At 63.6% G+C, this 12,374-nt stretch carries 10 protein-coding genes and 1 pseudogene; 8 read left to right on the forward strand and 3 right to left on the reverse strand.

The genetic code is table 11. The features are described 5' to 3' along the window. Window positions 1-145: 145 nt before the first annotated feature. The 8 genes from AC2YI2_RS12985 (at window position 146) to AC2YI2_RS13020 (ending at window position 8,273) form a co-directional block, all read left to right on the forward strand. Complete coding sequence (locus AC2YI2_RS12985; RefSeq protein ID WP_487386897.1) at window positions 146-1,549, forward strand: aldehyde dehydrogenase family protein; 1,404 nt, start codon at window positions 146-148, stop codon at window positions 1,547-1,549. Window positions 1,550-1,552: 3 nt separating this feature from the next. Next, window positions 1,553-3,148: a GMC family oxidoreductase gene (locus AC2YI2_RS12990; RefSeq protein WP_487386898.1), complete on the forward strand. Its 1,596-nt coding sequence runs from the start codon at window positions 1,553-1,555 to the stop codon at window positions 3,146-3,148. A gap of 88 nt (window positions 3,149-3,236) precedes the next feature. Beyond that, entirely contained in the window at window positions 3,237-4,493 is a 1,257-nt protein-coding gene (locus tag AC2YI2_RS12995) for an ABC transporter substrate-binding protein (RefSeq protein ID WP_487386899.1), read from the forward strand. 12 nt (window positions 4,494-4,505) lie between these two features. Beyond that, on the forward strand, window positions 4,506-5,378 hold the full coding sequence (locus tag AC2YI2_RS13000; RefSeq protein ID WP_487386900.1) for a branched-chain amino acid ABC transporter permease: 873 nt from the start codon (window positions 4,506-4,508) through the stop codon (window positions 5,376-5,378). Next, window positions 5,378-6,397, forward strand: a complete 1,020-nt coding sequence (locus tag AC2YI2_RS13005) for a branched-chain amino acid ABC transporter permease (RefSeq protein ID WP_487386901.1) — start codon at window positions 5,378-5,380, stop codon at window positions 6,395-6,397. The genes AC2YI2_RS13000 and AC2YI2_RS13005 overlap by 1 nt, the downstream gene beginning before the upstream one ends. After that, the gene (locus tag AC2YI2_RS13010; protein WP_487386902.1) at window positions 6,394-7,110 is read left to right on the forward strand and encodes an ABC transporter ATP-binding protein; all 717 of its coding nucleotides are present in this window, start codon (window positions 6,394-6,396) and stop codon (window positions 7,108-7,110) included. The genes AC2YI2_RS13005 and AC2YI2_RS13010 overlap by 4 nt, the downstream gene beginning before the upstream one ends. Beyond that, window positions 7,107-7,814, forward strand: coding sequence for an ABC transporter ATP-binding protein (locus AC2YI2_RS13015; RefSeq protein ID WP_487386903.1), 708 nt, complete (start codon window positions 7,107-7,109; stop codon window positions 7,812-7,814). Before AC2YI2_RS13010 ends, AC2YI2_RS13015 begins: the two co-directional genes overlap by 4 nt. Window positions 7,815-7,883: 69 nt before the next feature. Further along, complete coding sequence (locus tag AC2YI2_RS13020; protein ID WP_487386904.1) at window positions 7,884-8,273, forward strand: nuclear transport factor 2 family protein; 390 nt, start codon at window positions 7,884-7,886, stop codon at window positions 8,271-8,273. A gap of 38 nt (window positions 8,274-8,311) precedes the next feature. Here AC2YI2_RS13020 and AC2YI2_RS13025 read toward each other — a convergent pair. The 3 genes and pseudogenes from AC2YI2_RS13025 to AC2YI2_RS13035 form a co-directional block, all read right to left on the reverse strand. Then, window positions 8,312-9,100: pseudogene (locus tag AC2YI2_RS13025) on the reverse strand (SDR family NAD(P)-dependent oxidoreductase). A gap of 237 nt (window positions 9,101-9,337) precedes the next feature. Next, complete coding sequence (locus AC2YI2_RS13030) at window positions 9,338-10,816, reverse strand: aldehyde dehydrogenase (protein ID WP_487386905.1); 1,479 nt, start codon at window positions 10,814-10,816, stop codon at window positions 9,338-9,340. A gap of 71 nt (window positions 10,817-10,887) precedes the next feature. Further along, on the reverse strand, window positions 10,888-12,336 hold the full coding sequence (locus AC2YI2_RS13035; protein WP_487386906.1) for an APC family permease: 1,449 nt from the start codon (window positions 12,334-12,336) through the stop codon (window positions 10,888-10,890). Window positions 12,337-12,374 lie beyond the last annotated feature (38 nt).

Below are 12,374 nucleotides of genomic sequence, written 5' to 3' on the forward strand. Positions count from 1 at the left end.
CGGCTTGGACGATTGCGCGAAGTCTGCGCTTTTCTCCAAGTCGTGGCGCGCGGCAGCCCAAGACGGCTCATCATGAAAAGCAGATGATCCTTCCGAAAGCTGGATTGATCCCTCAATCGGGATCGCTCCACAGGGAGGATGGATTATGGACCATACGCTGTTCATCGGCGGGCAGAAGGTTGCCGCAGCCAATCATCAGGATATCAGAAACCCGTCGACCGGCGATATCGTCGGCCGCATGCCGCTGGCGACGCCGGAGCAGCTCGACCAAGCGGTCGATGCCGCCGCCGCCGCGTTCCGCGATTGGAGTCAGAAGTCCGAGGAAGAGCGCGCGCAGGCCTGCCGCGATGTCGCAGCCGCAATCGAGGCCCATGCCGAGGAACTGGCGACGCTCCTGACGCTCGAACAGGGCAAGCCCATGAACGGCCTTGGTTCGCGTTTTGAGATCGGCGGGGCGCTCGCCTGGACGCGCTACACGGCCGAACTGTCGCTGCCGATGGAAGTCCTGCAGGACAACAATGAGGGCAGGGTCGAGCTGCATCGCAAGGCGATCGGTGTCGTCGGATCGATCACGCCATGGAACTGGCCTGTGATGATTGCCTGCTGGCATATCATTCCGGCGATCCGCGCCGGCAACACCGTCGTCATCAAGCCATCACCGATGACGCCGCTTTCGACGATCCGCCTCGTCGAGATCATGAATGAGGTTCTGCCGGCAGGCGTCGTCAACGTCGTGACCGGTGAAAATGCCATCGGTTCGGCGCTCTCGGCCCATCCCGGCATCGCCAAGATGACCTTCACCGGCTCGACCGAAACCGGCAAGAAGGTCATGGCTTCGGCGGTCGACACGCTCAAGCGCCTGACGCTGGAACTCGGCGGCAACGATGCCGGCATCGTGCTGCCGGATGCCGAGCCGATGCGTATTGCCGAAGGCCTGTTCTGGGGTGCCTTCATAAACAATGGCCAGACCTGCGCGGCGCTCAAGCGGCTCTACGTACATGACAGCATCTACGAGGATGTCTGCGCGGCGCTCGCCGATTATGCCGGGAAGATCACCGTTGGCGACGGCATGGATGAGAAAAGCGTGCTCGGCCCCGTCCAGAACGAGATGCAGTACAATAAGGTCCGCGACCTCGTGGAGGACGCCAAGGCCAAAGGCGGCCGCGTGCTGACGGGCGGCCAGCCCATTGACCGGCCCGGCTATTTCTATCCAATCACGCTGGTTGCGGACGTTTCCGATGGCATCCGCCTCGTCGACGAGGAGCAGTTTGGCCCGGCACTGCCGATCATCCGGTACAGCGATGTCGACGAGGTGATCGAGCGCGCCAACCGCAACCCCGCCGGCCTCGGCGGCTCTGTCTGGTCCTCCGATCCGGAGAAGGCCAAGCACTATGCGCTGAAGCTCGAATGCGGCTCGGTCTGGATCAACAAGCACGGCGCGATCCAGCCGAATGCGCCGTTCGGCGGGGTCAAGCAATCGGGTATCGGCGTCGAGTTCGGCGCCGAGGGCCTCAAGGAATTCACCACCGTCCAGACCGTGTTGAGCTGAGCCATGACAAGCTACGATTACATCATTGTCGGTGGCGGCTCCTCTGGCTGCGTGCTCGCCAACCGCCTTTCCGAGAATCCGGCGCACAAGGTGCTACTGATCGAATCCGGCCGGCGTGATGCCGATCCCTTCATCCATATTCCGGCGACTTTCTTCAAGGTTCTGGAGAAGGGGATCGACGTTCACGGTTATGTCTCGGAACCCGAGAAGGGCCTCAACGGGCGTCCGCAGATCGTGCCGCAGGGCAATGTCATTGGCGGCGGCAGCTCGATCAACGCGATGATCTATATTCGCGGCCACCAAAACGACTACGACACCTGGTCGCAGATGGGCTGCCAGGGCTGGTCCTACGAGGATGTGCTGCCGGCCTTCCGATCGCTCGAGAACAATGGCAGCCTCAACGGCAAGTATCATGGTCGTGCCGGCACGCTGCATGTCTCCAACCCGCGCCATCGCCATCCGCTGAGCGAGGCCTTCGTCAAGGCCGCGGTCGAGGCCGGGCTGCCGGCCAATGACGATTTCAACGGCGAGAACCAGGAAGGCGTCGGCTTCTACCAGTCGACTACCTATAACGGCCGCCGATGGAGTTCGGCGCAGGCGTTCCTGCGCGAGGCAGAGAAGCGGTCGAACCTGACGATCATGACGGAGACGAAAGTCGCCCGCGTGCTGTTCGACGGCAAGCGCGCGTCCGGGGTCGAGCTGTTCGACGGCACCCGGATCGCTGCAACCAAGGAAATCGTGCTCACCGCAGGTGCGCTTGCAACACCGAAGATCCTGCAGCTGTCGGGCATCGGCGACGCCGCTCATTTGAGCGATCTCGGCATTCCCGTGGTCGCGGACCTGCCAGGTGTGGGCGCGAACTTCCAGGACCATCTTGAGGTTCCAGTGCAGGGTGAGACGCGGGATCCGATCTCGATCCTCGGCCAGGACAAGGGCATCAAGGCGGCGCTGCACATGGCGCGCTACATGTTGACTCATGGCGGCCTGCTTTCCTCTAACGTCGTGGAGAGTGGCGGCTTCGTCGACACATCAGGCACCGGTCAGCCCGATATCCAGTTCCACGTTCTACCCGTCCTGGTCGGCTTTGCCGACCGCGAACCGGAGCCGGGACACGGTCTCAGCATCGGTCCGTGTTTTCTCAGGCCGCGGTCGCGGGGCTCGATCCGGGTGAAGTCGGCGGACCCGAAGGAGGGCGCGATCTTCAATGCGAACGCGCTCTCCGACCCGGCCGACATCGAGACGCTGGTGCGCGGCGTCGAGGCGGCGATCCGCATTCTCGAAGCGCCGGCTCTGGCAAGGATCGTCAAGCGGCGCGTGATGCCGAAGCCGGGGATCGAGAAAGATCCCGCTGCGCTTCGCGACTACATCCGCTCGACCGCCAAGACCGTGTTCCATCCGTCCGGCACCGCGAAAATGGGCCGCGCCGACGATCGCACGGCCGTGGTTGGTCCCGACCTCAAGGTTCACGGAGTCGAAGGGCTGCGCGTCAGCGACGCCTCGATCATGCCGACGCTCGTCTCGGGCAACACCAATGCGCCGACCATGATGATCGCCGCGCGCGCCGCGTCGTTCATATCAGGCAAGCAGATCTCGGCCTGACAGGGCCCTGAGGCGCGGCGCCGGGGAGGCCGCCGCGTGCCGGCTGGGCGCACAAGCGGCCGGCGGCAAAGCAACTAGGAGGATAACAATGAAACGCATCGCTTATCTCATGGGCGCCACAGCGGCCCTGTTCGTAGCCACCGGCACGACTGCGTTCGCCGCGCCGACTTGCGGCCTCAACAATGGCAAGAAGGCCGAGGGTGAGCCGATCCTCGTCGGGGCCCTGGTCGGCCAGACTGGTCCGGACGATTTCTCGTCTTCGGCGGATGCCGCCGCGGCATACTTCAAATGCGTCAACGACAATGGCGGCATCAATGGCCGGCCGATCGAATATCTTGTCGAGGACGATCAATGGAATCCTGAAGTCGCCGCCCAGGTCGCGACCAAACTGGTCAAGGACAGACAAGTGGTGGCGCTGGTCGCCAGCGGCTCCTTCGTCGAGATGGGTGTCAACGCCAAACTCTATTCCGACGAAGGCGTGATGTCGATGGCGTCGGCCTGCGCCGTATCGGAATGCTTCGAATCTCCGAATATCGTGTCAACCAATGAGGGCCCGCTGCCTTCGACGGTCGGCGCGGCGCAATGGGCGGTCGCCAATCTCGGCACCAAGAACGTGGTCTGTATCGGCCTCACGATTCCGTCGGTCGGCCAGTATTCCTGCGGCTGGATGGAGAAGTACATGCAGGCCAAGGGCCTTACCGGCTCCAGTGTGCTGCTCGATCCCGGTGCCGCCGACATGAATGCCGGCTTCCTCGAGGCTGTCGGGTCGAACCCCGATACGATCCTCGTCAACCTGCCGGCCGGCATGGCAGCGGCCTTCCTTCAGGTCGTGACCGAGTCCGGCAGCCGTGACCAGTACAAGTGGATCTCGTCCACCCCGCTCTACGACAAGGACGTGCCCGGCCTGCTGGGCGAAGCCTGGTGGGATGTAATGTATGTCAATGCCGAGCTGACCCCGATCGACGGCACCGGCCCGGACGCCACCAACTGGCGCGCGGTTATGGACAAATATGCCTCCGAGAGCGATCCGCGCGATACGTTCAGCCAAGCCGGCTATCTCTCGGCGCGCTTCTTCGTCGATGCGATGCTGAAACTCGATCCGTCGAAAATCGACCGGGCCACGGTGACCGAAGCGATCCGCGCCATCAAGAATGAGAAATCCGATCTTCTCTGCGGTCCCTACTATGTCGGCAATGGTGACCGGCACATGCCGAACCACGCCAACATCATGATGCAGTTGGTCAAAGATGGCTTCAAGCAGGTCAGCCAGTGCGCCGATGTCGACAGCGCCTATCTCGATCCGATCCGTGCTCAGGAAAAAGAGCTCGGCATCACCTCGAACTGACAGGACTGACTGATGGGTGCTTATGGCCTCTTCCTGGTTTCCGGCCTCGCCGTCGGCGCGCTCTATGCGCTTGGCGGGGTCGGGCTGGTCATGCTCAATCGCGCGACGGGCGTCTTGAACTTCGCCTATGGCGCGATCGGAGCGCTTGGGGCCATGTGCGCCTGGCAGGTGCTGCAATGGGGTTATCCCGAACCGGTGGCCTGGCTCGCCTGCCTTGCCATCGGGGTCTTTCTCTCGACGGGCTATGGGATGCTGATTGCGCCGGGCCTCAGCCATCGCGAACCAGTGGTCAAGGCGGTGGCGACCCTCGGTTTCGGCATTGCGATACTCGGTGCGATGAACCTGCTCTGGGTCGTCAATCCGCGTAAGCTGACGCTGGCACTTGATGGCATCTCGCTCAACATTCTCGGCCTCAGGATGACGGCCACGCGTCTGCTGGCGTTGCTCGCAGGCATTGCGGTGACCGTGGGGATGAGCATCTTTCTCACGCATACGAGGCTGGGCCTGATGATGCGCACGGTTGCCGAAGACCGGCAGCTCGCCGCGGTGCTCGGCACCCCGATTCGGAAGGTTGAGACCATCGCCTGGGGCTTTTCCGGCCTGCTCGCCGGCTTCACCGGCATGTTGTTCGGCGATCTCGTACGGCTCGATCCGGCGGTGCTGACCTTCATGGTCATCCCGATCATCGCGACGACCGTGGTGGGGCGACTCACTTCGATCCGGACCGCCTTTTTTGCCGGCCTTGCCATCGGCATCATCGAGAGCTTCATCACGCTCTACAAGCCGCTCGCGCCGTTCCGCGTCGCCTCGCCCTTCATCGTCGCAATCCTCGCCCTGATGTGGCTGCAGCGAGGCCGCAGGCTTACCTTTGCGGGGCAGGATTGATGGTCGTGGTCAACGAACTCGCTTCTCCTGTCTCCGAACCAAAGGCAAGGCTGAACGTCAAGGCGGCGTGGCCCTTCGCCGTGGCAGCGCTGATCGTGGCCGCCATCCCGATGCTGGTCGCCGCGCTCTGGCTCAAGGTGCTGACCTCGGTCGTGATCTACGCGCTGACAGCGGCCAGCATCGCGCTGCTCTATCGCAAACTGGGTCAGGTCTCGCTCGCGCAGGTTGCTTTCATGGGCTGCGGCGGTTGGATGGCGCTCAGACTTTCCTACGGTACGGGCCTGCCCTTCGAGATCAACATTCTCGTCGGCGGCTTCTTCGCGGCCATTGTCGGCATGATCTTCGCCTATCCGGCGCTGCGGATGCGCGGGCTCTACCTTGCGCTGGTCACGTTGATGGCGGCGGGTGGTTTCGGCATCCTCATCAATGTCGTTCAGTTCCCCAATGGCGGCGACGGCGTCTTCGGCTTTGCGGTCAAGGCCGTATCCTACATGCCGCGGCCATGGCTGGCGCAGACGGACGAAGCCTATTTCCGCTATTGCTGCGCGGTCGCGGCGCTCGGCTTCCTGCTGATCCACTTCCATGAACGCGGCAAGCCCGGGCGCGCCTGGTCGCTGATCCGGCGAAGTGAAGCGGCGGCGATGGCAGTCGGCATCGATGTCACCTTCTACAAGATCTGGGGTTTTGCGCTGTCCGGTTTCCTGGCGGGTGTCGCTGGCGGCCTGCTCGCCGGCAATCTCCAGCTTCTCGATGCGCGTTCATTTCCGCCGGCCGAGTCGGTGATGATCTTCGCACTCACCATCGTGGGCGGTGCCTGGAACTGGTACGGCGCGGTAATCGCTGCGGTGCTCTATCGCTTCGTGCCGGCACTGCTTAACGACATCGGCGTCAGCGGCGATGCGGCCTTCATCATCTTCGGCGCAGCGCTGATCCATGCGCTGATGACCGCGCCGCGCGGCATTGCGGGACAACTTGCGGACCTCTTCGGCCGCCTCACGGCGCGAGGGGGGCAACGATGATCTCGATCCGCGATATCACTGTGACCTTCGGCGGCGTGGTTGCCCTCAACAAGGTGACCGTCGATCTGACCGATCCGGTCGTCGGCATTATCGGCCCGAACGGCGCGGGCAAGACGACCGTGCTCAACGTGCTTTCGGGCTTCCTCACACCAAAGACGGGCTCGATCAAGGCTTTCGGCACCGAACTCCTGGCGCTGAAGCCGCATATGCGCAGCCGGTGGGGTCTGCGCCGTTCCTTCCAGAAAGAGCAGGTGGTCGACGAACTGACGGTGGAAGACAATGTCAGCGTCGTGCTCGACAGCCTGCCTCTGAGCAGCGCCGAGCGCGAGCGGCATCTTTCCGCGGCACTTGAGTTTGCTGGTCTGTCATCGGTGCGACGCGAGCGGGCCGCGGGTCTCAATGCCTTCCAGCGGCGGATGACCGAAATCGCCCGTTGTTCGGCCGGACCGGCGCGGTTGCTGCTGCTCGACGAGCCCGGTGCTGGTCTTTCACAGAATGAGGTGGAGGTCCTGCGCAGGACCATCTCCGACATCCACGCCTTCAACGGTGCGATGACCCTGCTCATCGACCACGATGTCGACCTCATCCAGGCCGTCTGTTCGTCGACCATGGTGCTTGATTTCGGCTCGCTGGTCACCAGCGGCCCAACGCGGGAGGTGCTCAACGATGCTAGAGTCCGCGCGGTCTATCTCGGCGTGGATGAAGTAGCATGAGCGTGATCATATCCGACCTCTCCGTCCGAAGGGGCAACAAGGTCGTCGTCGATGGCCTTTCACTCACGCTTGAGCCTAGCAAGATCACCGCGCTGCTGGGTCCCAATGGCGCAGGCAAGAGTTCGCTCGTTCTCGCATTGGCCGGGGTTCTACCGATCGAGAAAGGTGGGCTGGAGATCGGCGGACGACCGATGGCCGGGCAGGCGCCCGAAGCCATTCGTGCGGCGGGCCTGGCGGCCGTGCCAGAAGGCCATCGCGTGCTCGCCGGCATGAGTGTCCACGACAACCTGCTTGCCGCCGGCTTCGGCCATCAAGCAGGCGTCGCTGCGGATGCCGTCGAAGACGTCTATGGCATCGTCCCGGAACTTGCGGAGCGCAAGGCGCAGAAGGCGGGCTCGATGTCCGGTGGCCAGCAGCAGATGCTGGCTCTCGGCCAGGCGCTGGTGGCACGACCGAAATTCATCCTTGCCGACGAGATGTCGCTCGGCCTCTCGCCGCTGATCGTCAAGCGGCTGATGGGTGTCGTGGTCAAGCTGGCGGAGCAGGGTACGGGCATATTGCTGATCGAGCAGTTCACCCACATCGCGCTCAAGATCGCGCACCATGCCAATGTGATGTCGCGCGGAAAGCTGACCTTCTCGGGCGCGCCGCAGCGGCTGGTCGATGAGCCCGAGATCCTGCACCGTGCCTATCTCGCACAGTAGTCGTCCGGTGTGACGCGGGCATCGGCCGAGCCGGGTACGCTGGAAAAGAGCAATAGCAAGGGGGAATCAATGCGCACGACATATGAAATGGTCCGCGACCATTACGCGGCCAACGACCGCAAGGACCTGGCTGGCATGCTGGCTGACATTGCCGAAGATTGCAGCTGGACGGAAATGGATGGCTTTCCCTGCGCCGGAACCTATGTCGGCCCGGATGCCGTCGTGGCCGGCGTATTCAAGCAACTCGGCGAAATGTTCGATGGCTACACTTTCACGCTGGAGCGCTTGCTCGATGCCGGCGACGCAGCGGTGGGGATCGGCAACTACACCGCCACGCATAAGGGTACGCGCAAGTCGATGGATGTTCGCGTCGTCCATGTCTGGGTTGGATCACGGGGTAAGATCCGTCGCTTCGAACAGTTCACGGACACGCTGCGTGTCGCGGAGGCCATGCGTTAGCCAGGCGCACGTGGCGCGGCCAACGGCCCGTCGCCTCCTCAATCCACCATGGCCAGCGTCGGAAGGTCGACCGTGCCGGCGCCGCCATCGACGGTCAGGATCGCGCCGTTGATCATCCGGGCCTATGACGACGCAAGGAAAGTCACGGCATTGGCGACATCCTCCGGGGTGGCCGGCTTGCCGAGCGGCACGTCCTTGGTGACCAGCGCATAGGCTTCCTCCCGCGACGAGAGCCCGTGCTTCTTCATTACATAATCCATCTCCTCGTCTGCCATCGGCGTTGTGACCCAGCCGGGGCAGACGGTGTTGGTCCGAACGCCCTTGCGGCCGTAGTCGCGGGCGAGCGATTTGGCGAGGCCGATGCAGGCATGCTTCATGGTAACATAACCTACCGCATCGGGGCCTGCGAAGAGCCCGGCGATCGAGGCGAGCACGACGATGTTGCCGCCGCGAGCAATGAGCTGCGGCAGGCATTCGCGGGCACTGACGAAGGCGGTGTTGAGGTTGGTTCGAGCAGCGAGCGCCCAGGTCTCGTCGCTCATCTCGATGGTCGGACCAATGCCATGGCCGCCGGCATTGGCGACGAGGACGTCGATGCCGCCAAGCTTGGCGACGATGTCGGTAGCGGCAACTTTCATCGCCGGCGTGTCCGCCGCGTCGGCCTGGAAGACCGAGGCACCGATGGCAAAGGCAACCTCTTCGAGCGGCTCACGGCGCCGGCCAATCAGTGCGCCCCTGCCGCCCTCGCTCGCGATCCGTCGCGCGACGGCAGCGCCGATGCCCGTGCCGCCACCAGTGATGACGGCGGTCTTGCCTGCAAATCTCATGGCATTCCTCCGTGCCTGAATGCTGTTCTTTAAAGGGAAACGCGGCGCTGCTTTCCCAGGCCTGCACGAAAGCTTGTCTGGGAGTGCACAAAGCGCATGGCGATGATGTGAAGCCGCTTGGCCGATGTCACCGAGATAGAGGCGATGCAGCATGGCCGGGTCGTGGAAAGCGGTTCGCTGCCGCGCCATAGACCATTCGGTCGTAAGTTCACTTGGTCGTGAGCGGTTCAAGACTTGCTAGAGTTGGATCCAGGCGGTTTTCAGATCGACATATTTGTCCAGCGCATGCAGCGATTTGTCGTGGCCATTGCCGGATTGCTTGACGCCGCCGAGCGGCACCGTGTTGTCGGCGCCGCCATAGGTGTTGACATGGACGACACCCGCCTTGATGCCGCGCACCATGCGGTGAGCGCGAGAGAGGTTGGAAGTCCAGACGGCGGAGGCCAGGCCGTAGTCGGTGGCATTGGCGATGCCAAGGGCGTCTTCTTCCGTGTCGAAGGGGATGACGGAGAGGATGGGGCCGAAGACCTCCTCCCTGGCCAGCGTCATGGAGGGCGTTACGTCAAACACAGTCGGCTGCATGTAGAAGCCGCCGGTGTCCTCGAGGATACGCTTGCCGCCGGTGCGCAGAGTGGCGCCCTCCGAGAGGGCCTGGTCGGCATAGCTGAGATCTTTCCGGAGTTGGATCTCGCTGGAGATGGCGCCGGCTTCGGTGGACAGCTGGAGCGGATCGCCGAGCTTCATCCCGGCTGCGATCTTGGCGACCTTCTCCGAGAACTCCTCGTGGATGGAGCGCTCGACCAGCAACCGCGAGCCGGCGACGCAGACCTGCCCGGAATTGCGGAAGATGCCGTAGGCCGAGACCTTTGCCGCCTGGTCGATGCTGGGCGCGTCGGCGAAGACCACATTCGGCGACTTGCCGCCGAGTTCGAGATAGACGCGCTTGAGATTGGAGCGGGCGGAATATTCGAGCAGCCTCCGGCCGACCGGGCCGGAGCCGGTGAATGCGAGCACGTCGATATCCATATGCAGCCCGAGCGCTTCGCCCGAGACCGAGCCGCGTCCGGTGACGACGTTGAACACGCCTTCGGGCAGGCCGGCTTCGGCACAGAGTTCGGCAAGTCTGAGCAGCGTCAGTGATGCGCCTTCGGCCGGCTTCAGCACCACCGAATTGCCGGCGGCAAGCGCTGGCGCGACCTTCCAGGCGCCGATCATCATCGGGAAATTCCACGGCACGATTGCCGCGACCACGCCGATCGGCGCGCGGTGGACAAGGCCGAGGACATTCTCGGCGGTCGGCGCGATCTCGCCATAGACCTTGTCGATCGCCTCGCCATAGTAGCGGAATGTGCCGGCGGCGCTGCCGGGCTCGGCCTTCAGGGCCATCGAGATTTCCGTGCCGTTGTCGCGGACGCCGAGAACGGCGAGTTCGAGTGCGTGTTTCTCGATCAGGTCAGCGATCCCAAGCAGAACCTTCTTGCGCTCGGCGGGCGCGGCCTTGGACCATGTCCCCTTCTCGTAGGCGGCGCGTGCGGCGCGCACCGCGAAATCGACATCATCGGCGCCCGCATCGGCGATCGTGGTCAGGATCTTGCCATCGATTGGCGAGACCACTTCCAACGTCGCGCCGCTCTTTGCCGGCTGCCATGCGCCCGCGATGAACAGCGATTGCGCCGGAACGGGAAGCGTGCGGAGGTGATCGATCTTGTCCTGCATGGTCTGCCCTGGTGAAACGGTGCCTCGAATGAGAATGGCGGGCGAAACCGCCCGCCACGCAATCCAATAGATCAGGCTTCCTGGCCCGCGCCAAGCCGTGCGAAGCCGGCGGAGTCCGCGCCCTTGAGCCGTGCGGCCAGCCCGAAGCCGATCAGGGCAGCGATCACCACGAGGCCCGGCAGGAAGACGGCAAGGAAACCGCTCGCGCCGGCAATCGTACCAAAATTCACGGCGATGTAGATGACCAGTGCCAGCAGGATGACGCCGGTGATGACGGGCAGGATCGTGGTGACCAGAGTGTTGCTCTCGAGGCCTCGGTTGCGGCTGAAGAAGGCGACGATGGCGAAGGCGGTGAGAGCCATCAGCAGGATGATCGCCAGCGTGCCGACATTGGTCAGCCAGGAGAAGAGTGCCAGCACCGGATCCTGCCCCGTGAGGGCGAAGAGCGCGATGACGAGCACGGCGATCGCGGTCTGGATGACGGAGCCGACATGCGGGCTCTGGAAGACCGGATGGGTAACGCCGACCGACTTCGGCAGCAGGCCTTCGCGACCGGCGACATACATGTAGCGGGCGACACCATTGTGGAAGGCGAGCACACCGGCGAACAGGCTGGTGACAAAGAGAACGCTCATGATCGTGCCGATGCCATGGCCGACATAGCGGTCCGCGAGACCGAACAGGAAGGTCGTCGGATCCTGCAGACCCTGCAGTTCCGGCACCAGTTTGTCGACGCCGGCGCCGATGACCATCAGCCAGGAGGTCAGCATGTAGAAGAGGCCGATGATAACCACCGAGATGTAGGTCGCGCGCGGCACGGTGCGGTGCGGTTCGCGGGCTTCCTCGCTGTAGATGGTGGTGGCCTCGAAGCCGATGAAGGCGGCGAAGCAGAACAGGATGCCGATAGCCGGCGCGCCGCTCATGAAGGCGGACGGCGTGAAAGGCGTCGCCGACAGGCCGCTGTCGCCGCCCTTGATGAGGATCGCGGCATCGATGACGAGCACGACGAGATATTCGAGGACGACCAACACCGTCAGCACCTTGGCTGACAGGTCGACGCGACGGTAGCCGAGCACCGCGACAACGGCGATGCCGATATAGGTCCAGACCCACCAGGGCAGCGTCAGGCCGAAGCCGGCGAAGAGGCCCGATGTGGCCGCGCCGAACAGGCCGAAGACGCCGATCTGCATGGCATTGTAGGCGAGGATTGCGACCATCGCTGCTGCGCCGCCCATCATGCCGCCGAGGCCTTGGGCCGTGTAGGCATAGAAGGCGCCGGCATTGCGAATGTGGCGGGCCATGGCGACGTAGCCAACGGAGAACATCAGAAGGATCGCCGTGACCAGAAGGAAGGTCAGCGGAATACCGGGACCATTGCCCAGCAACATGGACAGCGGCACGCCGCCGGCGACCGCGGTCAGCGGTGCGGCGGCAGACACGACCAGAAAGGTCACGGCGGCGACGCCGAGGCTGTTCTTGCGAAGCTGATTCACTTCGCTTGTGGAATTGAGATTGCTCATATCGCTTTGGCTCCCCTGCTTCTTGCGCGATGTGCCGA

This window comes from Rhizobium sp. SRI_017 (assembly GCF_057586295.1).

What these genes read in the sequence shown, in the direction of transcription:
- AC2YI2_RS13010 (WP_487386902.1), top strand. Translation starts at nt 6,394, where the DNA reads ATGATCTCGATCCGCGATATCACTGTGACCTTCGGCGGCGTGGTTGCC.
- AC2YI2_RS12995 (WP_487386899.1), top strand. Translation starts at nt 3,237, where the DNA reads ATGAAACGCATCGCTTATCTCATGGGCGCCACAGCGGCCCTGTTCGTA.
- AC2YI2_RS13000 (WP_487386900.1), top strand. Translation starts at nt 4,506, where the DNA reads ATGGGTGCTTATGGCCTCTTCCTGGTTTCCGGCCTCGCCGTCGGCGCG.
- AC2YI2_RS13015 (WP_487386903.1), top strand. Translation starts at nt 7,107, where the DNA reads ATGAGCGTGATCATATCCGACCTCTCCGTCCGAAGGGGCAACAAGGTC.
- AC2YI2_RS13020 (WP_487386904.1), top strand. Translation starts at nt 7,884, where the DNA reads ATGCGCACGACATATGAAATGGTCCGCGACCATTACGCGGCCAACGAC.
- AC2YI2_RS13035 (WP_487386906.1), bottom strand. Translation starts at nt 12,336, where the DNA reads ATGAGCAATCTCAATTCCACAAGCGAAGTGAATCAGCTTCGCAAGAAC.
- AC2YI2_RS12990 (WP_487386898.1), top strand. Translation starts at nt 1,553, where the DNA reads ATGACAAGCTACGATTACATCATTGTCGGTGGCGGCTCCTCTGGCTGC.
- AC2YI2_RS12985 (WP_487386897.1), top strand. Translation starts at nt 146, where the DNA reads ATGGACCATACGCTGTTCATCGGCGGGCAGAAGGTTGCCGCAGCCAAT.
- AC2YI2_RS13005 (WP_487386901.1), top strand. Translation starts at nt 5,378, where the DNA reads ATGGTCGTGGTCAACGAACTCGCTTCTCCTGTCTCCGAACCAAAGGCA.
- AC2YI2_RS13030 (WP_487386905.1), bottom strand. Translation starts at nt 10,816, where the DNA reads ATGCAGGACAAGATCGATCACCTCCGCACGCTTCCCGTTCCGGCGCAA.